The sequence below is a fragment of the Streptomyces sp. NPDC001532 genome (assembly GCF_040298625.1).
Lineage (GTDB): Bacteria > Actinomycetota > Actinomycetes > Streptomycetales > Streptomycetaceae > Streptomyces.
This window is the reverse complement of the sequence record NZ_JBEPAL010000001.1, coordinates 557,626-583,396: the sequence shown is the minus strand read 5'-3', so window position 1 is coordinate 583,396 and position 25,771 is coordinate 557,626. Positions and strand designations below refer to the sequence as shown.

The 25,771-nt window shown below is 73.7% G+C and carries 16 protein-coding genes; 4 read left to right on the top strand and 12 right to left on the bottom strand.

Going from position 1 to position 25,771, the window contains the following annotated elements; genetic code table 11:
• Positions 1–91: 91 nt before the first annotated feature.
• From galE to ABT232_RS02615, 3 genes are all read right to left on the bottom strand, one after another.
• Entirely contained in the window at positions 92–1,072 is a 981-nt protein-coding gene (gene galE, locus ABT232_RS02625) for a UDP-glucose 4-epimerase GalE (protein ID WP_351834753.1), read from the bottom strand.
• A 17-nt stretch (positions 1,073–1,089) separates the two neighbouring features.
• The gene (locus ABT232_RS02620) at positions 1,090–2,346 is read right to left on the bottom strand and encodes a glycosyltransferase 87 family protein (RefSeq protein WP_351834751.1); all 1,257 of its coding nucleotides are present in this window, start codon (positions 2,344–2,346) and stop codon (positions 1,090–1,092) included.
• Between the two features lie 75 nt (positions 2,347–2,421).
• A complete protein-coding gene (locus ABT232_RS02615; protein WP_351834749.1) occupies positions 2,422–2,892 on the bottom strand; it encodes a MarR family winged helix-turn-helix transcriptional regulator in 471 nt (156 codons plus the stop codon).
• 149 nt (positions 2,893–3,041) lie between these two features.
• On the opposite strand from ABT232_RS02615, the gene ABT232_RS02610 reads away from it, so the two are divergent.
• Positions 3,042–3,455 carry an organic hydroperoxide resistance protein gene (locus ABT232_RS02610; RefSeq protein WP_351834746.1) on the top strand — a complete coding sequence of 138 codons (414 nt, stop codon included), beginning with the start codon at positions 3,042–3,044 and terminating at the stop codon, positions 3,453–3,455.
• Positions 3,456–3,470: 15 nt separating this feature from the next.
• Here ABT232_RS02610 and ABT232_RS02605 read toward each other — a convergent pair whose 3' ends face one another.
• The 9 genes from ABT232_RS02605 to ABT232_RS02565 form a co-directional block, all read right to left on the bottom strand.
• A complete protein-coding gene (locus ABT232_RS02605; protein ID WP_351834743.1) occupies positions 3,471–5,030 on the bottom strand; it encodes a hypothetical protein in 1,560 nt (519 codons plus the stop codon).
• Positions 5,031–5,103: 73 nt separating this feature from the next.
• Positions 5,104–6,378 carry a hypothetical protein gene (locus tag ABT232_RS02600; protein WP_351834824.1) on the bottom strand — a complete coding sequence of 425 codons (1,275 nt, stop codon included), beginning with the start codon at positions 6,376–6,378 and terminating at the stop codon, positions 5,104–5,106.
• Between the two features lie 17 nt (positions 6,379–6,395).
• Complete coding sequence (locus tag ABT232_RS02595; RefSeq protein ID WP_351834740.1) at positions 6,396–8,621, bottom strand: bifunctional glycosyltransferase/CDP-glycerol:glycerophosphate glycerophosphotransferase; 2,226 nt, start codon at positions 8,619–8,621, stop codon at positions 6,396–6,398.
• 1 nt (position 8,622) lies between these two features.
• Entirely contained in the window at positions 8,623–10,821 is a 2,199-nt protein-coding gene (locus ABT232_RS02590) for a bifunctional glycosyltransferase/CDP-glycerol:glycerophosphate glycerophosphotransferase (RefSeq protein ID WP_351834737.1), read from the bottom strand.
• A gap of 157 nt (positions 10,822–10,978) precedes the next feature.
• Positions 10,979–13,255 carry a bifunctional glycosyltransferase/CDP-glycerol:glycerophosphate glycerophosphotransferase gene (locus tag ABT232_RS02585; RefSeq protein ID WP_351834735.1) on the bottom strand — a complete coding sequence of 759 codons (2,277 nt, stop codon included), beginning with the start codon at positions 13,253–13,255 and terminating at the stop codon, positions 10,979–10,981.
• Positions 13,256–13,419: 164 nt separating this feature from the next.
• Entirely contained in the window at positions 13,420–14,295 is an 876-nt protein-coding gene (locus ABT232_RS02580) for a carbohydrate ABC transporter permease (RefSeq protein WP_351834733.1), read from the bottom strand.
• The gene (locus ABT232_RS02575; RefSeq protein WP_351834730.1) at positions 14,292–15,638 is read right to left on the bottom strand and encodes a carbohydrate ABC transporter permease; all 1,347 of its coding nucleotides are present in this window, start codon (positions 15,636–15,638) and stop codon (positions 14,292–14,294) included. The genes ABT232_RS02580 and ABT232_RS02575 overlap by 4 nt, the downstream gene beginning before the upstream one ends.
• A gap of 7 nt (positions 15,639–15,645) precedes the next feature.
• Positions 15,646–17,028, bottom strand: a complete 1,383-nt coding sequence (locus tag ABT232_RS02570; RefSeq protein WP_351834822.1) for an ABC transporter substrate-binding protein — start codon at positions 17,026–17,028, stop codon at positions 15,646–15,648.
• A gap of 170 nt (positions 17,029–17,198) precedes the next feature.
• Positions 17,199–21,065 carry an FHA domain-containing protein gene (locus ABT232_RS02565; RefSeq protein ID WP_351834819.1) on the bottom strand — a complete coding sequence of 1,289 codons (3,867 nt, stop codon included), beginning with the start codon at positions 21,063–21,065 and terminating at the stop codon, positions 17,199–17,201.
• Between the two features lie 397 nt (positions 21,066–21,462).
• Between ABT232_RS02565 and ABT232_RS02560 the strand changes: the two genes are divergently transcribed.
• The 3 genes from ABT232_RS02560 (at position 21,463) to prfB (ending at position 25,707) form a co-directional block, all read left to right on the top strand.
• Positions 21,463–23,172 (top strand): serine/threonine-protein kinase, encoded by a 1,710-nt coding sequence (locus ABT232_RS02560; RefSeq protein ID WP_351834727.1) that lies wholly within the window; start codon positions 21,463–21,465, stop codon positions 23,170–23,172.
• 108 nt (positions 23,173–23,280) lie between these two features.
• Entirely contained in the window at positions 23,281–24,513 is a 1,233-nt protein-coding gene (locus ABT232_RS02555) for a serine/threonine-protein kinase (protein ID WP_351834724.1), read from the top strand.
• A 90-nt stretch (positions 24,514–24,603) separates the two neighbouring features.
• Positions 24,604–25,707: a peptide chain release factor 2 gene (prfB, locus tag ABT232_RS02550; protein ID WP_351834721.1), complete on the top strand. Its 1,104-nt coding sequence runs from the start codon at positions 24,604–24,606 to the stop codon at positions 25,705–25,707.
• Positions 25,708–25,771: the final 64 nt, after the last annotated feature.

Below are 25,771 nucleotides of genomic sequence, written 5' to 3'. Positions count from 1 at the left end.
ACCGCAGCCAACTCCCCACCCAGCACACCCGCTCAACGACACACCCCATCAAACGGACACGCCACCAGCGAACACACCTGACCAAGCACTACTAGTCGCGCGCCGCCCCCGGGTGCAGGCGGACCCAGCCCTCCCAGGCGGAGGTGATCATGTCCTGGACGTCGTGGCGGGCCTTCCAGGCCAGCTCGGTGCTGATGCGGTCGGCTGAGGCGACGACGCGCGCCGGGTCGCCGGGGCGGCGCGGGGTGACCGTGGGCGGGCGGTCGTAGCCGGTGAGGGCGTTGATGCGGTCGATCATCTCGCGCACGGAGACGCCCTCACCGCGCCCGATGTTCAGGGTGAGGTCGCGGCCGGGGGAGGCCTGGAGCGCGCGGGCGGCGGCGACATGGGCCTCCGCCAGGTCGACGACGTGGATGTAGTCCCGGACGCAGGTGCCGTCCGGGGTCGGGTAGTCGTCGCCGAAGATGCGCGGATGCGCGCCCTCGGTCAGCTTCTCGAAGACCATGGGGACGAGATTGGAGACGCCGGTGTCGGCCAGCTCCGGGGCCGCCGCGCCGGCCACGTTGAAGTAGCGCAGCGAGGCGGTGGCCAGGCCCGTCGCCCGGCCCGTGGCCCGCACCAGCCACTCACCGGCCAGCTTGGTCTCGCCGTACGGCGACATCGGCACGCACGGCGTCTCCTCGGTCACCAGGTCCACGTCCGGCATGCCGTACACGGCCGCCGAGGAGGAGAACACGAAGGACTCCACCCCGGCCGCCGTGACCGCCTCCAGCAGGACCCGCAGGCCCTCCACGTTCTCCCGGTAGTAGTGCAGCGGCAGGTCCACGGACTCCCCGACCTGCTTCTTCGCCGCCAGATGCACCACCCCGGTGACGCCGTGCCCGGCCAGCACCCGGCTGAGCCGTTCCCGGTCCAGCGTCGAGCCGACCTCCAGCGGCACGTCCGCCGGGAGCCGTTCGGCGATCCCGGTGGACAGGTCGTCGTAGACCACGGCCCGCTCGCCGGCCTCGGTCATCGCCCGTACCACATGCGCCCCGATGTATCCGGCGCCACCGGTGATCAGCCAGGTCATGTGCGGCCGTCCCCTCGTCAGTCGGCGGCCCCCGTGGGGGCCCGGTGGGTGTGTCCGGCCCCCAGTGAAGCAGGCGCGGGCTCGCTCTGTGACCTTGTTGTGACGCGCCGTAGCCGGACGAAGGACAGGACCGCGGCCGTGCCGAGGAGGCCGTTGCGCACGACCAGCAGCGCGCAGCCGGTCGCGGTGCTCGCCGCGACCTCGTCGTAGAGCACGGGGTAGATCAGCCCGGTGACGGCGGTCGCGGCGACGATCAGCGCGGCGACGGGGCGCTGCGAGGTCTGCCGGGAGGTCAGGCAGACGGCGGCCAGGCCGAGCAGCCAGATCATGTACTGCGGGCTGAGCACGCGGCTGGTGACGGTGAAGAGCAGTACGGCGGTCAGCGCCGCGTCGTAGGGTGTCGCCTCGGACCAGTGCCGCGCGGTCAGCCGCCAGCGCAGCAGCAGCGCGAACGCCACGGCCGTCAGGGCGAGGGAGGCGGTGGCCACGGCGGACACATACGGCCCGGAGAACTCCAGGGCCCCGTACCGGTAGCCCGTCGTCCCCGGCCAGCCGGCGTGTGTGGCGAGCCCCAGCAGGGTGCCGCCGAAGGACTCGATCTGCACGCCCCGGCCGCCCTGCTGGCGCAGGAAGGCCAGCGGGTGGGCGAACGCGACGGCGAGCAGCCCGAGGGCCACCGCCCCGGTGACGGCCGCCGACCCCCACGCCCGCCGCGTCGCCCGCCCCTTCGGCACGCCCACCAGCACCAGGGCCGGCCACACCTTCACCAGGGCGCCCAGCGCCGCGAACGCCCCGCACGCGCGCGTGGAGCGCGTCAGCGCCACCAGTGCGACCACGGCGAACGCGGTGACCTGGAGGTCGTACCGCGCGAGCGGCACGTGCAGCAGCAGCGGCAGCGCGAGGATCCACAGCGCCGGGCCGAGCAGCGTGCGGCCCGGCCGGCTTCCCGCGCGGGCCAGTGCCACGGTGATCACCGCGTCCGCGGCGAGGCTGAGGACCACGAACGCCTGGAAGTACGTCAGGCCCGGCAGCAGTTCCGGCGCCAGCAGCACCGGCCCGGCGCCCGGCGGGTACTGCCACAGGGCGTCGTCCGTAGGGAAGCCTTCGCGCGCGAGGTGGTCGGACCAGTTCCGGTACAGCCGCCACACCTCCCGCGCCACCGAGCCGTTCCCGAGGAGCTCCGCGGCGTTGTGGGCGAGCAGCCACAGCATCAGGGCGCGGGTGACCGGCCAGGCGGCGGTGAGGGCGAGGAGACGGCGGGTCTGCGAGGTCATCGGCGAGGGGTCCTCAGTGGGGGGAGAGGGAGCCGGACGCCTGTATGTATGACCTGCCCGCCGCCGCCGATATCGCTACCGCGCCGCCGCCTCCTCCGCCACGGCCGCGTCCAGCGCGGTCGTGAGCCGGTCGAGGCGGTCGCGCAGGGTGCGGATCTCGTCGATGTCGCAGCCGGTCGCGGCGACGATCCGGCGCGGCACCTCCTCCGCCCGCTCGCGCAACGCGACGCCCTGCTCCGTGAGCCGGATCTCGACCGAGCGCTCGTCGCGGGCGCTGCGCTCCCGGCGGACGAGTCCGGCCGTCTCCAGGCGCTTGAGCAGCGGGGAGAGGGTGCCGGAGTCCAGGCGCAGGTGCTCGCCGAGGCTCTTCACGGGCAGGTCCCCGTGCTCCCAGAGCACGAGCATCACCAGGTACTGCGGGTAGGTGATCCCGAGGTCCTTGAGGATCACCCGGTAGACGCTGTTGAAGGCGCGGGAGGCGGCGTTCAGGGAGAAGCAGATCTGGCGGTCCAGGCGGAGCCAGTCCTCCGCGGGCGTGCTGGTCATGTCCCCAGGGTAGCTCTTGCGAGCCATTTAGTTGTGCACAACTTAGTTGTGTGCTCTACTTATGGCGTGCGGCGGCCGGACTCCGGCAGCCGCCGACCGCCTGACCCGACTGAATCCGACTGATTCCGACCGAGAGGGATGGACCCCCCATGGACGCGCTCTACACCGCTGTCGCCACCGCCACCCACGGCCGCGAGGGCCGCGCCGTCTCCTCCGACGGCACGCTGGACCTCCCGCTGGCCATGCCGGCGCAGCTGGGCGGCAACGGCCAGGGCACGAACCCCGAGCAGCTGTTCGCCGCCGGTTACGCCGCCTGTTTCGGCAGCGCCCTCGGCCTCGTTGGCCGCAAGGCCAAGGTCGACGTCTCCGACGCCGCGGTGACCGCCGAGGTCGGCATAGGCCAGCAGGGCGAGGGCTTCGCGCTCGCCGTCACGCTGCGCGTCGAGCTGCCCGACCACCTGGACGAGGCGACCGGCCGCAAGCTGGTCGAGCAGGCCCACCAGGTCTGCCCGTACTCCAACGCCACCCGCGGCAACATCCCCGTCGAGCTCGTCATCGAGTAACCCGCCCGGGCGCACTCACCCGGCGATCCGCGCCAGCACCTCCCCCGTCCGCGGGCTCCACGCCACCACCACCGCCTCCTCGGGCACCTCGCGCCAGCGCGTCAGCAGCAGCCAGCGCACGTGGTAGCGGCGGGCGATGGTGGTGCGCTCGGCGCGGGTCGCCTCCGGCGCGAGATACGCCCGCACCTCGTCGACCCGCCGTCTGCGCTCGGTCTCGTCGACGGCCGCGTCCGGCCAGGTCGGCGCGGCCAGGTTCGTGCCGTACCCGGCGATCGCGTGCACCGCCCAGTAGCCGTCGGTGATCACCACCTCGCCCGGCCGGATGTGCCGCGCGGCCCAGTCGTACGACGGCCAGCGCGGCGGCTGCGCGAAGCCCACCGGATCGAGCGAGCGCGGCACCACCGCCCCGGCGTGCACGGTGAGGAAACCCGCGCAGGCCGCCACCGCCGCCACCGCGGCCAGCAGCCGCCTCCCCGCCCGCCAGGGCCGGGGCGCCGCCAGTTCGACGGCGAGCGCGAACTGGAGCGGCACCAGCGTGATCCCGAGGATCCGCCCGTAGGTGTAGTGGCCGCTGAACCAGCCGTACGCCACCACCGCCACGTCCAGCGCGAACATCAGCACCAGCGGATCGCGCCAGGACTCCCGCCGGACCCGCAGCAGCAGCGCCGGCAGCCCGACCAGCGCCAGGCCGAACTGGCCGGCGAGGTCGAGGTACAGCCGCCGGTGCATACCGTCGACGCTGGTGTCGCCGGTCAGCGCGAAGACGTCGAAGTACGGCCAGAGCGCGCCGGTCAGCAGGGCCATGAGACCGGCCAGCGCCCACCGCGCGAGCACGGCCGCCGCGCGCGGGCCGCGCTGCCATCCGGCGACCAGCGCGATCCCGCCGAGCACCGCCGCCACCGAGGTGATCGGATGCACCAGCAGGATCAGCCCGTACGCCGCGCCCAGCGCCGCGTAGCCGGTCAGGCTCGGCAGCCCGCCGGGTCCCACGTACCGCACCGGCCCGCCGTCACGGGCCCGCACCCCCGTCCAGGCCCACACCCAGAAGGTCAGGCCGATGGCGAACGCCGACGGGTAGCCCAGCGTGCCCGTCATGGACATCAGCCCGAGATACCCGCTCCACCAGGCCCGCTCCACGCCCCACAGCAGGACCATCGCCGTCAGCGCCAGCACCGGCGCCCACGGCCGGGGCGTCAGCACCCGCACGAAGCGGTTCAGGCCGGTCATCAGCACCAGCAGGTTCACCGGCCCGGAGAGCTTCACCAGCTCCCAGCCGCTCAGCCCGCTCACCCGGGCGATCGCGCCCTGGAGGACGGCGTACGGCGAGTAGTAGGGGCTGCCGGCGCCCGGCAGGTCGGCGGTGGGGTGGCGCGGATCGAGCAGGTCGGCCTTGAGGCGTTCGACGACCGCCGCGTGCTGTCCGGCGTCACAGCACAGCGGCACCCGCCAGTACGCCAGGGACATCAGCAGCCAGAACAGGAAGCCGAAGACCTGGTACGGGGTGGGTCGCCAGACGCGGCCGCGCAGGGCCGTCGCCCCGCGCGGGAGCCGCCGGACGAGGACTCCGGTGCTCATGGAGCCGAACGGAAGGTAGGCGTTTGAGGCATTTGCGGTATGTTCCCGCGCGGGTCAACGATATGACCTCATGTCACCGCATCGAGTGAGCCCGTTCGGGGTGTCCCTGCGCGGGCAGCGGCACCGGCCGCCGCAGCACCGACTCCAGCAGCAGCGGCACCCCCACCACCGGCAGCAGCCACGCCAGCACGATCAGCCGCTCGCCCCAGATGTTGATGTCCGGATGACCGGCCTGGGTGAGGATCCCGGTGAACGCCGCCGCGCCCAGGAACACCCCGAACGCCGGCCGCTTCACCGCCCCCCACGCCCCGGCCGCCAGCGCCGCCACGAACAGCGGCTGCCACAGCTGCCGGCGCGCCCACTCCATCCAGAAGTTCACCTGGAGCTGGAAGAACTCCGGCCAGGGATCGGCGCGGTCCGGCCGGGCGAAGTGATGGGTGAGCAGGTCCTGCACGCTGTCCTCCGTGGACGGATACCCGAGCAGCTTCGCCACCAGGACCGTCAGCACGGTCGCCGCCAGGCCCGCCCCCGCCACCGCGAGGACCCCGCGCCCCGGCGGCCGGCCCCGCCGCCACCGCCGCACCGCGATCAGCGTGCCCGCCGCCGCCAGGCACACCCCGAGGAACAGCGCCTGCGAGTGCTTGACCGTGAACAGCGCCACCAGCGCACCGCCGACCAGCGCAAGCCCGGCCCGCGCCCGCCGCCCGTCCAGCACCAGCGCGCAGCCCCACACCGCCGCCAGGGTGAGGGCCAGCATCAGGCCCTCCGTCATGGGGCGCATCGCGGTCGTCCCGACCGGCAGCACGTAGTACAGCCCCTGCCCCGTCAGACACAGCGGCACCGGCACCCGCAGCGTCCGCAGGACCAGGAAGACCAGCACACCCCCCGCGACGGCGATCACCACACTCGCCGCCCATACCCCCCACACCACACCGAACACGCTCACGAACGGCGTCAGGAACACCGGATAGCCCGGCCGCACCTCGAAGATCCGCATGAAGCGCTCCGGCATGTACGGCACGGTGTGCCCACCGGTCTGCCCGGCCCGCAGCCGCCGCTCCACGACCCGCCACTCGTCGGCCCGGCAGTCCTCGTGCACACGCGGCGCCGGGTCCGGGCGGTGGAAGCGGACCACGTGCACGTTCTGCGCCCGGTGCGCGAGCGAGGCCCGCCCCGCGCACACGTACTCGATGGTGGCGGCGGCGGCCTCCCGCTTGGAGTCCCCGCGCAGACTGAGCGCGTACGACAGGTAGTTCTTGGTGTCGGGAGTGTCCCGGCCGGTGACGTTCGCCAGCTGGAGCAGGGCGAACACCGCGGCCAGGACCAGCACCCAGGTGCGCGCGCGCAGCCGGACGGCCTGGAGCCTCACGAGGCGGTGAGCACGTTGTGGCCCGGCGCGGCGGCCTGCGTCGGCAGAGCGACCCGGTCCGGAGTCCAGGCCTCCTCGCCCAGCATCAGCGTCCGCACCACCCGCTCCGCGGCGTGTCCGTCGTCGTACTCGCAGAACCGCTCGCGGAAGCCGGTCCGCAGCCGCTCGGCGTCCCGGTCCCGCCAGGTCCCGGAGGCGAACAGCCAGGCCAGCTCGCGGTAGGAGCGCGAGACATGGCCCGGCGGGTCGGCGGTGATGTCGAAGTAGGCGCCGCGGCTCGCCGCGTACGCCGGCCAGTCGTCGGCGTGCACCACGATCGGCCGGTCCAGATTGGCGTAGTCGAACATCAGGGCCGAGTAGTCGGTGACCAGGACGTCGGAGGCGAGCATCAGCTCCTCGACGTGCGGCTCGTCGGTGGCGTCGATCAGCACGCCCCGCCGGTGCAGGTCCGCCAGGCCCATCCCGCGCGCGTGACCGGTGGCGAGCGACGGGTGCAGCCGCACCACCAGGGTGTGGTCCTCGCCCAGGTCCTCCGCGAACCGCGCCAGGTCGATCCGGTCGACATGCCCGCCCCGCCGGTACTCGCGGCGGGTCGGCGCGTACAGCACGACGGTCTGCCCGTCGGGGACACCGAGCCGGGCCCGCACCCGCGCGCCCGCCTCCGGACCGGCGTTCACCAGCACGTCGTTGCGGGGGCTGCCAGTGCGCGCCGAGGCGAAGTGGCACGGGTAGGCCCGCTCCCACACCAGCTCCGAGTGCCGGTTGGCGACCAGGCTGAAGTCCCAGCGGTCGGCGCGCCGCAGCATCTGCGGCACGTCGACACCGAACCGGGCACCGGGCTTGGCCAGCAGATCCGCCGCCATGTGCTTGAGCGGGGTGCCCTGGTGGGTGTGGATGTGCACGGTGCCGGGCCGCTTGCGCAGCGCCCCGGGCCAGTTGACGTTGTTCACGAAGTACGTCGCCCGCGCGGCGGCCCGCTCGTAGGCGGCGGAGCCGAGCAGTACGTGCTCGACGTCCGGCGGCAACTGCGCGGCCGCCTCCTCGTCCTTGACCACCCACACCCCGCGCAGCCGCGGAGCGACCTCCCGCGCCGCGCGGTAGACCGCCGCCGGGTCGCCGAGCACGCCCCGGTGCGAGAACGCCGAGTACAGCACGAGGTCCGGATCGAGCGACCGCCCCGACAGCAGCGAGGTCCGCGCCCGCCGGGCCCGCACCGCCGCCGCCGTACGCACCCGCTCCGCGCGCCGCCCCACCGCCTGCCCGGCCCGCGCCGCCTTCCGCCGCGCCAGATACGCGGCGTACCCGCCCTCCAGCACCCGCAGCGAGGCGTCGACCACCACGCCCTCGGGCCGGTGACGGCGGAACATCTCCGTCGTACGGCGGAAGAACTCGGCCTTGTCGGACGGCGGCAGCCGGTCCGGCTTGGCGAGGATGTCCAGGCAGTGCTCGCCCATCTTGGCGTGCAGACGGCCGCGCCAGTCGTGCAGCTCCGGGTGGGCGTCGACGAACGCGAACACCCGCTCGTACTGGTCGTGGATGTCGAAGTGCTTACGGCTGGTGGTGGACAGGATGTTGCCCTGCCGGCGCTGCCGGTACTCCAGGCAGACCCGGTCCAGCGCGGCGATCCGCCGCGCGCTGAGCATCACCGGGAACGTCCACGGGGTGTCCTCGTAGTAGCCGGGCGGGAACTCGAAGCCGTGCCGCTCGACGAAGTCCCGGCGGTAGATCTTGTTCCACACCACCATCAGCAGGTCCAGGACCTCGGGCCGTTCGGCGGCGGTGAACGGGCCCGCGTCGGCCGCCTCGCCCAGGACGTGCGCCAGGACGTTGCGCCGGGTGCCGCCCCACCAGTAGGTGCGGACGTAGTCGAAGACCAGCACGTCCGGGTCGCCGGTCTGCGCCAGCCGCTCGGCCATCGCGCGCAGCGCGCCCGGCGTGAGGGTGTCGTCGCTGTCCAGGAAGAACAGGTAGTCGCCGGTGGCGTACGGCATCCCGGCGTTGCGGGCCCGGCCGAGGCCCACGTTCTCCGGCAGGTGCACCGCCTTCACCCGTGGGTCGCGGGCCGCGTACTCGTCGAGGATCGCGCCGCAGCCGTCCGGCGAGCAGTCGTCGACGGCGATCACCTCGATGTCGCCGAACGACTGCTCCAGCACCGAGTCGAGGCATTCGCGCAGGAAGCCCTGCACCTTGAAACAGGGGAGGATGATGCTGAACCGGGGCACGTCAGCTCCTTACGAGGGTCGTCGCGGCGGGTGCGGGGATGCGCTCGGCCAGGGGGATCACCGGCGGGATCGCCTCCGGCGGCTCGCCGAGCAGCACCCGGCGGACCACCCGCTCGGCCGCCCGTCCGTCGTCGAACTGGCAGAACCGCTCCCGGAAGGCGGCCCTCAGCTCGCGGGCGTCCGCGCCCGCCCAGGAGCCGTCCCGGAACACCCGTGCCAGCTCCTCCGGGGTGTGCGCCACCGGGCCGGGCGGGGCCTGCATCAGGTCGAAGTAGACGCCCCGGGTCTCCCGGTAGATCTCCCAGTCGTCGGCGTACACGACGATCGGCCGGTCCAGGTTGGCGTAGTCGAACATGATCGACGAGTAGTCCGTGACCAGCGCGTCGGCGGCCAGGCACACGTCCTCCGAGGAGCGGTGCGAGGTGACGTCGATGATCCGGCCGGAGGCCTTCGAGCGGCCCCGGTCGTAGAAGTAGTGGGCGCGCAGCAGGACGACGACGTCCTCGCCGGCCGCCTCGCAGAACGCCTCCAGGTCCAGGCCGGACTCGAAGCCGGTGTGCCAGTCGCGGTGGGTCGGCGCGTACAGCACGGCCGTCTTGCCCTCCGGGACGCCCAACCGCTCGCGGACCCGGGCCACGTCGTCGGCGGTCGCCGTGTAGTACACGTCGTTGCGCGGGTAGCCGTACTCCAGGTGCTCGTAGGAGCCCGGGAAGGCGCGTTCCCACATCTGGGTGGAGTGGCTGTTGGAGGAGATGTTGTAGTCCCAGCGGTCGACCCGGCCCAGCAGCTTGGCGAAGCTGCCGGACTGCGCGGCCACCACCGGGTACGTCGACTGGTCGACGCCCATCTTCTTCAGCGGGGTGCCGTGCTGGGTCTGCACATGCACGCTGCCGGGCCGCTTCACCACACCCTCCGCGAAGTTGGCGTTGTTGACCAGGTAGGTGGCGCGGGCCAGCACCTCCCAGTAGCGGCGGCTGCCGATCACCGCGTGGTCGACGTCCTTCGGCACGGAGTGCGCCTGGTCGGCCTCGACCAGGAACACCGACCGGATGTGCGGGGCGAGTTCGCGGGCCTTGGCGTGGATGGCCGCCGGGTTGCAGGCGTAACCGCGGCCCCAGTACGCGCAGTACACCGCCAGGTTCGGGTCGAGCGGGCGGCGCAGCTGACGCCGGTACAGCAGCCGGGTGCGCAGCCCGCGCGGGCGCGGCAGCCGCTCCCCGGCCCGCACCGCCGATTCCTTGGCATCGCGCAGCACCCGGAACGCCGTGTAGGCGCCGGTGGCCAGCAGCCGGTGCTGCACGCCGAGGCTGCCGCCCGGGGCGCGGTGTCCGGCCGGGCGGTGGCGGCGGTACAGCCCGCTCGCCCGGCGGAAGAAGGCGCGACGGCTCCGGGCGGGCAGCCGGCGCGGGTGCGCGGCCGTCTTCAGCACCAGGGCGAAGAGCTGGTCGAACAGGGCCCGCGCGCGCTCGGCGGACAGCCGCTCGGCCTGCGCCAGTGCCCGCTCGGCCTGGTCGAGGAGGTCCATGTGGTGCTCGCCGGGCAGCCGCAGCCGGTCGCCCTGCCGCCGCACGTGATGCCGTACGACCGGCTCGCGCAGCACGGCGACCCGCTCGGCCCGTGCCATCACCGCCGCGCCGAAGCCGATGTCGGTGAAGTGGCCCTCGGGGAAGTCCAGTCCGTGCTCGGTGAGGAAGGCCCGCCGGTAGGCCGCGCTCCACGCGGGCAGTCGCACACCGGTCAGCCGCGGGGCCCGGTCGGGGTGGAAGACATCCGACGGGACCTGGGCGAGCAGCGGCGCCGCCGGGTGCGTGGGATCGCCCTCCCACCAGGGGGTGCGCTCGTGGGCGAAGGGCAGGACGTCGACGTCACCGGTGTCCGTCAGCCGTGCGTCGAGCGCGGTCAGCGCGCCGGGCAGCAGCAGGTCGTCGCCGTCGAGGAACAGCAGATAGCTGCCGGTCGCCGCCCGCGTCCCGGCGCCGCGCGCCCCGGCCAGACCGGCCGAAGGCGGCGAGTGGACGGGGGCCACCCGCGAGTCCCGCTCGGCGTGGGCGGCGGCGACCCCGGCCGCGGGCGACTCCGGCCCGTCGCACACCGGGATCAGCTCGAAGTCGCCGAAGGACTGCGTGAGGACCGAGTCCAGCGCCTGGGCCAGCCGGCCCGCGACCCCATGGGACGGGACGATGATGCTGAAGCGGGGCATTCTGCTCTTTCTGTCGTGCTGGTCCTGGTCGGGGAGGCGCGCGCCTCGGACCGTGCGGTGTACCGCCGGGCCGCCCCGACGGCCGCCAGGTGGACGGGCGCGTCGGCGTCGGCCGCGACGAGCTGCGGGGCATACGAACTCCCGGAAGGTGCAACGGTCATCGACGTCCGTCGGTGACGGTGAGCGGACCAGAAGGTTGCGGCACCGTGGCCAGCGGAGTGCGCGGCAGCGCCGCGGCGGCCGACGCCACCGGGTGGCGTTCGTCGAGCGGGATCACCGGCGGGATCGCCTCCGGTCCCTCGCCCAGCAGCACATGGCGGACGACCCGCTCGGCGGCCCGCCCGTCGTCGTACGGGCAGAAACGCTCCCGGAACGCCCGGCGCAGCTGGGTCGAACGGGAGCCGCGCCAGTGGCCGGTGGCGAAGATGTCGATCAGCTCGTCCTCGCTGCGCGCCACCGCGCCCGGCGGGAAGGACCGCAGGTCGAAGTAGGTGCCGCGGGCCGCCTCGTACGCCGCCCAGTCGTCGTCGGGGGAGTGGATCACGATCGGGCGGTCCAGGTTGGCGTAGTCGAACATGATCGACGAGTAGTCGGTGACCAGGGCGTCCGACGCCAGGCACAGGGCCTCCACGCTCGGGTGGCCGGTGACGTCCACGACCCGGCCCGAGGTCGCGGCCAGCGGGCCGCCGTGCAGCGGGTGGGCGCGGGCCAGCACGACGAACCGCGGTCCCAGGCGGCGCAGCACGCGGTCGAGGTCGAGGGCGGTGCGCTGGGTGCGGCGGTGGTCGCGGTGGGTCGGCGCGTACAGGACCGCGACGGCGCCCTCGGGGATGCCCAGCGACTCGCGCAGCCGGGCCACCTCCGCCGAGGTCGCCCGCTGGAAGACGTCGTTGCGCGGGAGGCCGTACTCCAGCACCGTGTAGCGGCCCGGATAGACGCGCTCCCAGGTCAGCGTGGTGTGCCGGTTCCCGGAGACCACGTAGTCCCAGGTGTCGACGCCGTCCAGGAGCCGTGCGAAGTCGGTGTCGCGGGCGGCGGCGGGGCGCTCCTGGAGATCGAGGCCCATGTGCTTCAGCGGTGTGCCGTGCTGGGTCTGCACGAAGACCTGGCCGGGCCGCTTGACCAGGCGGTGGTCGAAGTTGACGTTGTTCACCAGGTACTTCGAGCGGGCCAGCGCCGTGAAGTACGCGGCCGTGCCCGGCGTGAGGCGGCGGGTGCCGGTCGGGATCGTGTGGTGGTGCTCGGGCCGGGCGATCCACGCGGTGCTCAGCCGCGGGGCGTGGGTGCGCACCGCGGCCTCCAGGGCACCGGGGTTGCAGCCGTGGCCGCGGCCCCAGGAGGCGGCGAACACCACCCGGTCGGCGTGCAGGGGCAGCCGGAGCTGGACGCGGTAGTGCAGCTGGAGCGCGGCGGCGCGCAGCGCCCGGGCGAGGCGCCGGACGCCGCGGGCCGTGCGGCGGCGGGCGGCCAGGGCCAGGTGCAGGGCGCGGAAGGCGCGGTGCGCGCCGAAGCGGACCAGGCCGTCCTGGAGGCGGGCGCGCAGCGGGGCCGGGGCGCCGGGGCAGCGGTAGCGGCGGTGATGGGCGCGGGCCCGGCGCAGGAACGCGGCGCGGCTGCGCGGCGGCAGCCGGTCGGGCTTGCGGTACACCGTCGTCAGATGGTCGAGCATGCGGCGGAACAGCAGCGGCCGCCAGCGGGCGAGTTCGGGGCGCGCCTCGACGAACGCGAAGACCCGGTCGTACTGCTCGAACAGGTCGAAGTGCTTGTCGCTGGTGGTGGACAGGATGTTGCCCTGGCGGCGCTGCCGGTAGTGCACACAGACCCGGTCCAGGGTGGCGATCGTCTCCGCCGTCAGCATGACCGGGTAGGTCCAGGGGGTGTCCTCGTAGTAGCCGGGCGGGAAGAGCAGGCCCTCGCGGGCCACGAACTCCCGCCGGTAGGCCTTGTTCCAGGCCACCATCAGCAGCTTCAGCAGACCCGGCCGGTCCTCCAGGCGGAACGGTGCCGGGCCCTGCTCGGCGAGCTGGCCCGCGGCCTTGTTGCGGACCGCCTCACCGGTCCAGAAGGTGCGGGCGTAGTCGTAGACGAGGACGTCCGGTTCGCCGGTCTCCTTCAGCCGGTCGGCGATGGCGCGCAGGGCGTCCGGGGTGAGCGTGTCGTCGGAGTCGAGGAAGATCAGGTAGTCGCCGGTGGCCTGCTCCATCCCGGCGTTGCGGGCCGGCCCGAGCCCTCCGTTGCGCGGCAGGTGGACGGCCCTCACCCGGGCGTCGCGGGCCGCGAACTCGTCGATGATCTCGCCGCACGCGTCCGGCGAGCAGTCGTCCACCGCGATCAGTTCGAGATCGGGATACGACTGCGACAGCACCGATTCCAGGCACTCGTGCAGATACGCCTGAACCTGGTACGCGGGGACGATGACACTGAACCTGGGCAAGGGGACATCCAAGGGTCGGCGGGTCTGCTCGGGCGTTCTGCCCGGGAACGGCCGATGGAGTGAAGGAGTTACGGTCCGTACGGCATGTGGGGGAATCGGGGTGAACACCGAGGGGCGGACCGGTGGTTCCCGGCCCGCCCCTGTGAAGTGCTGTGTAGGGTGCCCTACTTCACCGCGCCCGCCATCACACCGGACACGAACTGCCGCTGGAAGGCGAAGAACACCGCCAGCGGCACCACCATCGAGATGAACGCGCCGGGCGCCAGCACATCGATGTTGTTGCCGAACTGCCGTACCTGCGTCTGCAGGGCGACCGTGACCGGCTGGCTGCCGGCGTCCGTGAACACCAGCGCGACCAGCATGTCGTTCCACACCCACAGGAACTGGAAGATGCCGAGGCTGGCGATCGCCGGCCCGCCCAGCGGCATCACCACCCGTGCGAACAGCCGCAGTTCGCCCGCCCCGTCGAGCCGCGCCGCCTCCAGCAGCTCCCGGGGGATCTCCGCGAAGAAGTTCCGCAGCAGGAACACCGCGAACGGCAGCCCGAAGCCGACGTGGAACAGAATCACACCCAGGATGGAACCGAACAGACCGATCTTGCCGAACAGTTCGGCGATCGGGATCAGCGCCACCTGCACCGGCACCACCAGCAGCCCGACCACGGCCAGGAACCACCAGTCGCGGCCCGGGAACTCCATCCACGCGAACGCGTAGCCGGCCAGCGCGCCGATCACCACCACCAGCACCGTCGCCGGAACCGTGATCAGCACCGTGTTGACCAGGGAGTCGGTGATGTCGCCGTTCTCCAGCAGCCGCTGGTAGCTGTCGACGGTGAGCTGCGCGGGCTCGGTGAACACCGTCCACCAGCCGCTCTCGTTCATGTCCTCCGTGCTGCGCAGCGAGGACAGCAGCAGACCGATCGTCGGCACCAGCCAGAACAGGCCCACCACGATCAGGAAGGCGCGCACCGCCCCGCCGCTCAGCCTCTCCACCAGCTGCGCGCCCAGCGACCGCCCGGGCCGTGCCGCCACCTTCGTCATCGCCGCACCTCCCGCCTGAGCCGCCGGACGTTGAACCACATCACCGGGATCACCAGCAGCAGCAGGAACACCGCGATGGCGCTCGCGACGCCCGGCTGGTCCTCGGCGAAGCCCTTGCGGTACAGCTCCAGGGCGAGCACGTTCGCGTCGTCCTGCGAGGAGCCCGGCGCGATGATGAAGACCAGGTCGAACACCTTCAGGACGTTGATCATCAACGTCACGGTGACGACCGCGAGGACCGGCGCGAGCAGCGGCACGGTGACCCTGCGGAACACCTGCCACTCATTGGCGCCGTCCACCCGCGCCGCCTCCAGCAGCTCCCGCGGCACCCCGGCCAGACCGGCCGCGATCAGCACCATCGCGAAACCCGCCCACATCCAGATGTACGACCCGATGATCGCCGGGGTCACCAGCGACGGGCCGAGCCAGTCCAGACCGTTGTACGGCTGCTCGAAGTTGTCGGCGGGCAGCCGCAGCAGCGCCCCCTCCGCGGCGGCCGGCAGGCTGAAGGTGCCGTCGTCGGCGGCCGTCGTGGACGCCACCACCTCGCCGTCCCTCACCGCCTCGATCCTCATCCCGGGATAGCCGAACTCGGACGCGTCGGGCGCGCCGAGGGTCCCGACGCCCTCGCCGCGGGTGAAGTCCTGCCAGGTGGTGCCGGTGATCTTCCCCGGCTCGGCCGGGGCCGCCACGGCCTTCTTCGCCTCGTCCGGCATCAGGTCCGGCGCCACACCCACCAGCGGCAGCGCCACCGGCTCGCCCGCACGGACCGGCTCCCTGGTGACGAACGCGCCGCCGCCGGCCGGTTCCAGCGGCGACTGGCGCCCCGGGTGCGCCTTCGGGAACGCCGACGACTGCGCGAACGTGTCGTGCACACCCACCCAGACCGCGTTCGCGACGCCCTTGTCCGGGTCCTGGTCGTACACCAGCCGGAAGATGATGCCCGCCGCCAGCATCGAGATCGCCATCGGCATGAAGACGACCAGCTTGAACGCGGTGCCCCAGCGGACCCGTTCGGTCAGCACCGCGAAGATCAGACCGAGCGCGGTCGCGACCGTCGGCGCGAACACCACCCACACGATGTTGTTCTTCAGCGCGGTGCGGATGCCGTCGTCGGTGAACAGGGCCTGGTAGTTGTCGAATCCGGCGAAGCCGTCGCCGGACTGGTCGTAGAAGGAACGGACGACCGAGTACCCGATCGGGTAGACCACGAGCGCGCCGAGCAGCACCAGGGCGGGCAGCAGGAACAGCGCCGCCATGGTGGTGCGGGTGCCGGTGACGCTCTTGCGCGACTTGGGAGCGGCAGGGGCCCCGCGGGCCCCCGCCGCCTTGTCCGGCGTCATCGCCGGCTCAGTTCCCGTACGCCGCGGCCGCGTCGGCCTCCAGCTGCCTCTGGGTGCCCTCGACGTCCTTCGGGTTCTTCAGGAAGTCCTGCAACGCCTTCCACTCGCCCTTGCCGGGCGTGCCGCCGAAGGCCTGCGGGGCCTGGTCGGACATGTCGAAGCGGAAGTCGTCACCGGCCGCGACCAGCGCCTTGGCCATCTCCTGCTGCACCGCGTTCGGATACGCCGACGGGTCCACGTTCTTGTTCGGCGACAGATAGCCGCCGAGCTTCGCCTGGATCGACGCCGCGTCCGGCGAGGCCAGGAAGGTCGCCAGGGCCTGCGCCGCCTTCGAGTCCTCCAGGATCACGGCCGCGTCGCCGCCGGAGACGACGGGCGCGGTGTCACCGACCGCCGGGAACGGGAACACCTTCGCGTCGGTGCCCACCTCCGCCTCGGTCTCCGCGATGTTGACCTGCACGAAGTCGCCCTCGTAGACCATGCCCGCCTTCGGCTGGTCGCCGCCGGTGAAGGTCTGGGTCACGGAGGCCGGGAACTCGGTCTGCAGCGCGCCGCTCGCGCCGCCCGCGAGGTAGTCCTGCTTGCCCCAGATCTCGGCCAGCGTGGTCAGGGCCTCCTTCACGGAGGGGTCCGTCCACTTGATCTCGTGCCGGGCCAGCTGGTCGTACTTCTCCGGGCCGGCCTGCGAGAGGTAGACGTTCTCGAACCAGTCGGTGAGGGTCCAGCCGTCGGCGCCGCCCACCGAGAACGGCGTGACGCCGGAGTCGTAGACCGTCTGCGCGGTGGTGAGCAGGTCCTCCCAGGTCTTGGGCTCCTCGGCGCCCGCGTTCTCGAAGACCTGCGTGTTGTACCAGATCAGCGACTTGTTGGCGGCCTTGTAGTAGACGCCGTACTGCTTGCCGTCGACCGTGCCGATGTCCTGCCAGCCCTGCGAGAAGTTCTTCTTCAGCTCCGCCTGCGCCTCGGCGCCCAGCGGCTTCGCCCAGCCCTTCTCCACGGCCTGCTTGATGGCGCCGGGCTGCGGAAGCATCGCCACGTCCGGCGGCTGGCCACCGGCGATCTTGGAGCCGAGGAAGTTGATGATCGGGTCCTGGGCGGGCACGAAGGTGACCTTCGCGCCGGTGCGCTTCTCGAACTCCGCCAGCACCTTCTTGAAGTTGGCCTGCTCCGGGCCCGTCCAGACGGCGGCGACCTCCAGGGTCTCGCCGTCCAGCTTCGGCAGGGTGACCGTGCTGGTGGTCTCCTCGGCGCCGCCCCCGCCCTCGGGACCGTCGCCGTCCTTGTCGTCGCCCCCGCAGGCGGTGAGGGTGAGCGCCCCCGCGAGAAGGACCGCGGCGGCCCTCGCGGCCCTGAGTGTCGTCGTCCGGCTGGTGCTGCTCCTGCTGTGCATCACGGCCCCGTTCTTCGTTCCTCGTCGAACGTCCCAAACGCTGCTCCGTGGGCACTGGTCTACGCCGGGTGCCGAGGGTCGGCAAGGGCGCAAACCATGTCAAGAGGGTGATCGTGACCGCGTCGTGACGCGGCACGAGCCCTGCTCGAGCCCACGCCCGCGCATACCCCCTAAAGCAGCGACGGCACCTGCGAGGCCGACACCTCCCGCGCCGCCCGCTCCAGCGCGCTCGCCAGCAGCGCCAGATCCGTCGGCCCGTTGCCCAGTTCGCGCACCGGACGGAGGGCCGGCGGATCGCCCATCCGGTGCCACTCCAGCGCCACCACCGTCGGCCGCAGCGTCGCGGTCCGCGGGATCCGGCCCGTGACCCGCCCGCCCTGGAACGGCGTGACCCGCCCGTCCGCACCGGTCAGCCGGCCCCGGCCCGGCGACGGCTCCTCCGGCCCCGGCTCCGGCGCCTCCAGCACGACCCGCAGCCGCGCCCGCCGCGCCGTCTCCGACTCGGCCGTACGGCCGCCCGGCCCGGCCGCCGCCACCAGATGCACGCCCAGCCGCTCGCCCTCCCGGGCCACCGCCTCCAGCGCCCGCACCACGGACCCCGCCGCGGGCCGCCCGGGCGAGCCGAGCGCGGGCGAGACCAGCGCGTCCAGATCGTCCACGACCACCACCAGGCGCGGCAGCGGCGGCGCCGCCTCCGCCTGCCGGCGGGCCCCGCCCGGCCGCAGCCGGATCGTCGAACTCGGCGGCCCGTCCAGGTCCCCGGCCCCGCCCTGCCCCGGCGCGGAACGCTGCGCGACCATCCGGCCGGACAGCTCCCGGCCCGTGTGCCACTCGGTGAAGTCCGAGTGGCCCAGCAACTCGGCGCGCCGCTTCAGCTCGGCGCTCAGCGACTGCGCGAACTCCCGCATCCGCACCGGGTCGTTGGCGGTGAGATGGGTGGTGACGTGCGGTACGTCCGTACAGACCCGCAGTCCGTCGCCGTGCGCCGCGCCCGTGCCCACGCTGTCCCGGCCGTCCATCAGCACGATCCCGAGCCGGTCCGGACGCTCGGCGGCGGCGAGCGAGGCGACGACGGCACGCAGCAGCTCGGTGCGGCCGCTGCCCGCCGGGCCCTCGACCAGCAGATGCGGGCCGTCGGCCACCAGGTCCACGACCACCGGCCCGCGCGGGCCCGCGCCGAGCACCGCCCAGGCCCGCCCGCCGAGCGCCTTGGTGTCGTCGGCCGCGTCGGCCCAACGGGCCATCAGCGAGGCCGGGGTGGCGCGCGCCAGCCCCAGCTCGTCCAGCAGCCGGGCGGTCTGCGGCAGCGGCGCCGACACCCGCGCCTGCCGCTCGCCGCCCGAGCCGTCCGGCCGCAGCGGCGCGAGCGCCCGCGCGAACCGCTCGGCCCAGGCGGGGGAGACCGCGTCGACGGTGGCTATGGTGCCGTGGCCCACCGGGGCGGGGCCGGCGCTACCGGACGCCGACTCCACGGGAGCCACCCGCAGCAGCCGCAGCGCCGTCGCCACATCGCCGCTCAGCAGGGCCACCGCCCCGCAGGAGCGGAACGTCGGGGCCGCCGCGCAGGCCGCCTCGAAGGTCTCCGTCACCGGCGAGGCGGGTGAGGCGGGAGCCGTCTCGGCCAGGCACACCACATGGATCCCGGCCCGCGGCCCCTCCACCGCCAGCCGCGCCACCGCGTCCCGCAGCCCGGCACCCCCGGGATCGCCGTCCACGACGACCACGGTGTACGGCCCCGGGGCACCGGCCTCCGGGCCGTCCGGCAGGGCCCAGGAGGGGCGGCGGACGGGAGCGGACGCGGTCGCGGACGACCGGGGTGCGGGGAGCCCGGCCGAGGCTGCCCGGGACGGGAACGACTGAGCCGGGGAAGCCGGGGCAGTAGGGGATGCGGTGAACGAGCCGTGGGCCGCCGGGGACGCCGGCGGTGTGGGGGTGGAGACAGGTGGTGTCGGTGACGGAGCTGCTGAGACGGCGGATCCGGGCGGTGCGGCGGCGGTGGGCCCGGGAACTGACGGTCCGCCGGCAGCCGGTGCGTGAGTCGCCGGTCCGGTGGCAGTAGCTCCGGCCGGGGCTCCGTGACCCGCCGAGCCTGAAGCCGGGGCTCCGTGACCCGACGGTCCGGGGGTCGGCGTTCCGTGCCCTGCCGAGCCCGGAGCCGTCGCTCCGTGGCCCGTCGGCCCGGTCGCGGTAGCTCCGGAAGCCGGCGCTCCGTATCCCGCCGAGCCTGGAGCCGGCGCTCCGTGACGCGACGGTCCGGGAGCCGGCGCTCCGTGACGCGACGGTCCGGGAGCCGTGGCTCCGTGACCCGCGGATCCGGCACTCGCGGATCCGGCACCCGCGCACCCGGCACCCCCAGCTGCGGAGGCCGCCGTCGCCGAGGACGCGGCGCTCGCGATGCCCGGTCCGCCGCCCCCCGTCCGCTCCGTGAGGTGGTCCTCCAGGCGGCGCAGGAGTTCATCGGTGCGGGCCGCGGCCTGTTCGCGGTCGTAGGCGAGGAGCAGGCGGCAGTCCTGGCCGTGGCCGGGACGGACCTGCGGGAGCCAGCCCAGCCAGCCCCACTCGGCGGTGCGCTCCGCCACCGAACGGGAGCGGTCGGTGCTGATCAGCACGATCTCCAGGGCGGCGGGGGAGTGCAGCGCGGCCAGCTGCGCCACCACCGCGCGGGCCAGCCCGGCGAGCCGCGGGCGCGGCCCGGCCAGGCCCAGCGCCCCGACCTCGCGCAGGTCGGCGGTGACCGGGACGGCGGGCAGCAGTCCCGAGCCGTCGGGTGCCGTCCGGTCGGCGGTGCCGAGCCGGACCGTCAGCGCCTCCGGGTGTCCCGGCCCGCGCTCCCACAGCCGGGGCCCCGGGCCGAGCGCGGTCAGCAGCAGGGCCGCCATGTCCGGCCAGGTCTCCGGCAGCAGGGGTCCGGCCGCCGGGGCCGGCAGCGGCGCGCCGGCCGCCTCCACGACGTACGGCTGCGCCTCGGCCACCGGCTGCTCGCCGCGTCCGCCGGTCAGGCGGCGGGCCCAGGCGCCGATGCCCCCGCGCCGGCGCGGGGCGTCCGGGACGCCCGGGGTGTCCCGCACGGCCGGCTCGAGAGCCGGGTCCGGGGTGCCGGGCAGGCCGGGCACGCCGTGGCGTCCGCCGTGCGTCTCGCCGCCGGACGGCGGCTGGGCGGGCGGCACCAGCCGACCGCCGGGTGGGCGTCCGGCGCCCCGCCCCTCGATCCTGGGTGCTCCGCTCTGTCCCGGTACGACCGGCGGGCGCACGGGCGGTTCGACCGGGGCGTGCTCCGGGGCGCGCGCGGCGTCCCGGCCCGGCCGGGCGTCGTCGGCGGCGCCGTCCGCGCGGGCGTGGCTCTCCGGGGCCCGCGGTACGTCGGCAGGCGGCGGGGAGACACGGACGTGCCCCTCACCGTCCGGAACCGTCTCCCGGCGCGCGCCGGGGCCGCCGGCCGGGGCGAGCCGCAGGGCCGACTCGCCGAGCCGCAGCAGCGCGCCCGGCGCGAAGCGGACCGGGCGGGTGCCCACGCGGGTGCCGTCCAGGGTGGTGCCGTTGGTGGAGTCGAGGTCGGCGACCGTGACGCGGCCGTCGGCGGCGAGGGTCACCGCGCAGTGCAGCCGGGAGACGTCGGGGTCGTCGAGCGGGACGTCGGCGTCGGCGGAGCGGCCGATGTCGATCCGGCCGCCGTGCAGCAGGTGCACTCCGCCCGCGTCCGGCCCGGCGACCACGTCGAGGCGGGCCGGGGCGTCGTCGACCTCGGGGTGCGGCTCGGGGTCGGCGGGGGCGCCGAGGGAGAGCACGGCGCCGTCCAGCAGCGGGGGCTCGCCGAGGGTGCAGCGGCGGTCGTCCAGGCGCTCCGCGCCCGCGTACAGCACCACCGGGCCGGGCTGGGCGCCGCCCTCCCCGGTGACCGCCGAGGCAAGAGCCGAGGCCACCGCCGAGAGGGCCGTGCCGGCGGGCGCGGTGACCAGCACGTCGCGGCTCGTGGCGCGGCCCCGCGCCTGGTCAGGCGGCGGGCTCAGCGGGTCTACGACGGTCAGCCGGATCTGCATCGCCGTCAGCGGTCCCTTCTGCCCGGGCACGGAGTCCCCCACCCCGCACGAGCACGTCGGCCAGTACTGCACGCATCCTCGCACCTGACACCGACAACACGCCCGCCGCTCCGGAACAAGTGATCTTGATTGGTCGGCTCTGCCCGCAAAAGTGCCTGACAAATACAGCGCCGGTGATCAGTTGAGATCGGTCACGCCGGGATTCGGCAACCTGGAGACCGAGGTGAGCGTCTTTGCTTCGACGTCCTTCCGTGTCTTCCCGTCGCACCGTCGAACGTGCCCGGGGACGCACACGTAAGACCCACAGAAAGACGACAGCCCGGTCCCTGGCACCACGGCACTACAGTGGGTCGGAACACTGACCAGCAGGCAAGGCAAGCAACAGGGAGCGCGTGACGTGCGGCCAGTCGGCAGCAAGTACTTGCTTGAGGAGCCGCTCGGACGCGGCGCCACAGGCACCGTCTGGCGAGCCCGCCAGCGGGAGACGGCGGGCGCCGAGGCGGCCGTGCCCGGACAGCCCGGAGAGACCGTCGCCATCAAGGTCCTCAAGGAGGAGCTGGCCAACGACGCCGACGTCGTGATGCGGTTCCTCCGGGAGCGCTCCGTGCTGCTCCGGCTGACCCATCCCAACATCGTCCGGGTCCGCGACCTGGTCGTCGAGGGTGATCTGCTCGCCCTGGTCATGGATCTCGTCGACGGCCCCGACCTGCACCGCTACCTGCGCGAGAACGGCCCCTTCACGCCCGTCGCCGCCGCCCTGCTCACCGCGCAGATCGCCGACGCGCTCGCCGCCAGCCACGCCGACGGGGTGGTCCACCGCGACCTGAAGCCGGCGAACGTCCTGCTCCGCCAGAACGCCGGCCAGATGCACCCGATGCTGACCGACTTCGGCATCGCCCGCCTCGCCGACTCTCCCGGCCTCACCCGCACCCACGAGTTCGTCGGCACGCCCGCCTACGTGGCGCCGGAGTCCGCCGAGGGCCGCCCGCAGACCTCCGCCGTCGACATCTACGGCGCCGGCATCCTGCTGTACGAGCTGGTCACCGGCCGTCCGCCGTTCTCCGGCCAGTCCGCCCTGGAGGTGCTGCACCAGCACCTGAGCGCCGAACCGCGCCGCCCCTCCACCGTCCCCGAGCCGCTGTGGACGGTCATAGAGCGCTGTCTGCGCAAGAACCCCGACGAGCGGCCCAGCGCCGAGAACCTGGCGCGCGGCCTGCGGGTCGTCGCCGAGGGCGTCGGCGTGCACGCGAACTCCGCGCAGATCGCCGCCGCCGAGAACGTCGGCGCGCTGCTCGCCCCCGACCCGGACCCCGCCGCCGTCCCGGGCATGCCGGGCGCCGCCGATCCGACCCAGGTCCTGCCGCAGGGCGGCTACGACCCGAACGGCGCGACCAGCGTCCTCCCGCACACCGGGGGCCCGGCCGGCGCCGCCGACCCCACCGCCGTGCTGCCGAACACCGGCGCCGCCGACCCGACCGCCGTGATGCCGCCGGTGCCCCCGCACCAGCAGGGCCAGCAGGGCCAGGGCCAGGGCCAGGGCCAGCAGGGCGAGCACCCCTGGCAGAGCCAGCTGCGGGCCGCGCGGGACCGCAACGAGCAGACGCAGGTCCAGTACCTCGACCCCAGCCAGGACCCGCTGCGCCGCCGCCCCCAGCGGCAGGTCGCCCGGCCCCAGCAGCAGCCCCAGCAGCCTCAGCAGCGCCCGCAGCCCCGTCAGCAGCAGGGCCCGCCGCCCGGCTACGGCTATCCGCAGCAGCCCCAGCCGCAGCAGTACGCCCCGCAGCAGCAGCCCCAGCCCCAGCGGTACGCCCCGCCGCCCCCGCCCGAGCCGCAGCGGCCGGTGCGCGAGCCGAGGCAGCCGCGGCAGCGCAGCGCCAACCCGATGCGCATCCCCGGGCTCGGCTGCCTCAAGGGATGCCTCTTCACGATCGTCATCCTGTTCGTCGCCGGATGGCTGATCTGGGAGCTGAGCCCGCTCCAGGAGTGGATCGGCACCGGGAAGAGCTACTGGGAGCAGCTCACCGATTGGGTCGGCACCGTCAGCGGATGGATCAGCGATCTGGGCGGATCCGACGGAACCGGCGGATCGGGCGGCTCCACGCAGTAGCGAGTCTGTTGATTTGTCGACACCCGGCGGGTGATTTCCGCCTCCGCGGTGAAGGTTGGCTCGCCGGACGCGTAGTTTTAGCGACAACACGCGTCTGTAGGAGCAGTCTTGGCACGGAAGATCGGCAGCCGGTACACCGCGAACCAGATCCTGGGACGGGGCAGCGCCGGCACGGTGTGGCTGGGCGAGGGGCCGGAGGGCCCCGTCGCCGTCAAGCTGCTGCGCGAGGATCTGGCAGCCGACCAGGAGCTCGTCGGGCGCTTCGTCCAGGAGCGGACGGCCCTGCTCGGGCTCGAACACCCGAACATCGTCTCCGTCCGTGACCTCGTGGTCGACGGCAACGACCTCGCGCTCGTCATGGACCTGGTCCGGGGCACCGACCTGCGCACCCGCCTCGAACGGGAACGCCGGCTCGCCCCCGAGGCGGCGGTCGCGATCGTCGCCGACGTCGCCGACGGGCTCGCCGTGGCGCACGCGGCGGGGGTCGTGCACCGGGACGTGAAGCCGGAGAACGTGCTGCTCGACATGCAGGGGCCGCTGGGCCCCGGCGGCTCGCACCGCGCGCTGCTCACCGACTTCGGCGTCGCCAAGCTGATCGACACCCCGCAGCGGACCCGCGCCACCAAGGTCATCGGCACCCCCGACTACCTCGCGCCGGAGATCGTGGAGGGCCTGCCGCCGCGCGCGTCCGTCGACATCTACGCGCTGGCCACCGTGCTCTACGAGCTGCTGGCCGGGTTCACCCCGTTCGGCGGCGGCCACCCCGGGGCCGTGCTGCGCCGGCACGTCACCGAGACCGTCGTCCCGCTGCCCGGCATCCCCGACGAGCTCTGGCAGCTGATCGTGCAGTGCCTGGCCAAGGCCCCCGCCTCCCGGCTGCGCGCCTCCGAGCTGGGCGCGCGGCTGCGCGAGCAGCTGCCCTCGCTCGCCGGGATGCCGCCGCTGGACGTGGACGAGCCCGACACCGAGGACGAGCCGGCCGACGAGGCGCCGCAGCCCGTGCCGGAACCCGCGGCGCGCGAGCGGCGTGGGGCGGTGTCGCTGGTCCCCGGAGCCAAGCCGGACTCCAACCGGGACACCCACACCTCGATGCGCGTCCCGGCCCCGGACGAGCTGGCCGGCGGGGCCCACGGCACCGCCCGCGCCCCCCGTGCCGCCGGTGCGCCCCGGCCCGGCTCCGCCCGGCACCGGGCCGCCACCCGGCGGCGCCGGATCACCCTCGGCGCGGCCGCGGTCGTCCTGGCGGCGGCGGTCGGCGCCGGCGCGTATCTCGCCACCTCGGGCGACGACGCGGACGCGACGCCGCCCGGCACGGAGAGCTCGGCACCCGACAGCCCGTGACGGCGCCCGCCCGCCGGGGCCGCGGCGCCCACGGGCACCGGGCCCGGACGCCCGGCGCCGGGCGGTCGGTGGAGCCGTTACGCTGGAGGCGTGGCAGTCGTCGATGTATCCGAAGAGCTCAAGTCCCTCTCCTCGACCATGGAGTCGATCGAGGCCGTTCTGGACCTCGACACGATGAGGGCAGACATCGCCGTTCTAGAGGAGCAGGCGGCCGCGCCCTCCCTGTGGGACAACCCGGACGAGGCGCAGAAGATCACCAGCAAGCTCTCCCACCTCCAGGCGGAGGTGAGGAAGGCCGAGGCCCTGCGCTCGCGGATCGACGATCTCGCCGTGCTGTTCGAGATGGCCGAGGAGGAGGACGACCCGGACACCCGTGCCGAGGCCGAGTCCGAGCTGACGTCCGTCCGCAAGGCGCTGGACGAGATGGAGGTCCGGACGCTGCTGAGCGGTGAGTACGACTCCCGTGAGGCGCTCGTGAACATCCGTGCCGAGGCGGGCGGCGTGGACGCGGCCGACTTCGCCGAGCAGCTCCAGCGCATGTATCTGCGCTGGGCGGAGCGCCACGGCTACAAGACCGAACTCATCGAGACGTCGTACGCCGAAGAGGCCGGCATCAAGTCGACCACCTTCTCCGTGAAGGTGCCGTACGCCTACGGAACGCTCTCCGTCGAGCAGGGCACGCACCGCCTCGTGCGGATCTCGCCCTTCGACAACCAGGGCCGCCGCCAGACGTCCTTCGCGGGCGTCGAGGTGCTGCCGGTCGTCGAGCAGACCGACCACATCGACATCGACGAGTCCGATCTGCGCATCGACGTCTACCGGTCCTCCGGCCCCGGCGGCCAGGGCGTCAACACGACCGACTCCGCGGTGCGCATCACGCACCTGCCGACCGGCATCGTCGTCTCCTGCCAGAACGAGCGGTCGCAGATCCAGAACAAGGCCACCGCCATGAACGTCCTCCAGGCGAAGCTGCTCGAACGGCAGCGCCAGGAGGAGCGGGCCAAGATGGACGCCCTCAAGGACGGCGGCAGCTCCTGGGGCAACCAGATGCGTTCCTACGTCCTGCACCCGTACCAGATGGTCAAGGACCTGCGGACGGAGTTCGAGGTCGGCAACCCGCAGGCCGTGCTCGACGGTGAGATCGACGGGTTCCTGGAGGCCGGCATTCGCTGGCGCAAGCAGCAGGAGAAGTAGGTTTGTCGACATCGCCAACCGCCCCTGGTTCAGGGGCGGTTGGCGTTTGTCCGGGTTTTACATC

Bases quoted from the DNA above. Each gene is read 5' to 3' on its own strand.
- ABT232_RS02615 (WP_351834749.1), bottom strand. From the start codon at position 2,892: ATGACCAGCACGCCCGCGGAGGACTGGCTCCGCCTGGACCGCCAGATC.
- ABT232_RS02610 (WP_351834746.1), top strand. From the start codon at position 3,042: ATGGACGCGCTCTACACCGCTGTCGCCACCGCCACCCACGGCCGCGAG.
- ABT232_RS02575 (WP_351834730.1), bottom strand. From the start codon at position 15,638: ATGACGCCGGACAAGGCGGCGGGGGCCCGCGGGGCCCCTGCCGCTCCC.
- ABT232_RS02620 (WP_351834751.1), bottom strand. From the start codon at position 2,346: ATGACCTCGCAGACCCGCCGTCTCCTCGCCCTCACCGCCGCCTGGCCG.
- galE (WP_351834753.1), bottom strand. From the start codon at position 1,072: ATGACCTGGCTGATCACCGGTGGCGCCGGATACATCGGGGCGCATGTG.
- ABT232_RS02605 (WP_351834743.1), bottom strand. From the start codon at position 5,030: ATGAGCACCGGAGTCCTCGTCCGGCGGCTCCCGCGCGGGGCGACGGCC.
- ABT232_RS02580 (WP_351834733.1), bottom strand. From the start codon at position 14,295: ATGACGAAGGTGGCGGCACGGCCCGGGCGGTCGCTGGGCGCGCAGCTG.
- ABT232_RS02565 (WP_351834819.1), bottom strand. From the start codon at position 21,065: ATGCAGATCCGGCTGACCGTCGTAGACCCGCTGAGCCCGCCGCCTGAC.
- ABT232_RS02570 (WP_351834822.1), bottom strand. From the start codon at position 17,028: ATGCACAGCAGGAGCAGCACCAGCCGGACGACGACACTCAGGGCCGCG.
- ABT232_RS02590 (WP_351834737.1), bottom strand. From the start codon at position 10,821: ATGCCCCGCTTCAGCATCATCGTCCCGTCCCATGGGGTCGCGGGCCGG.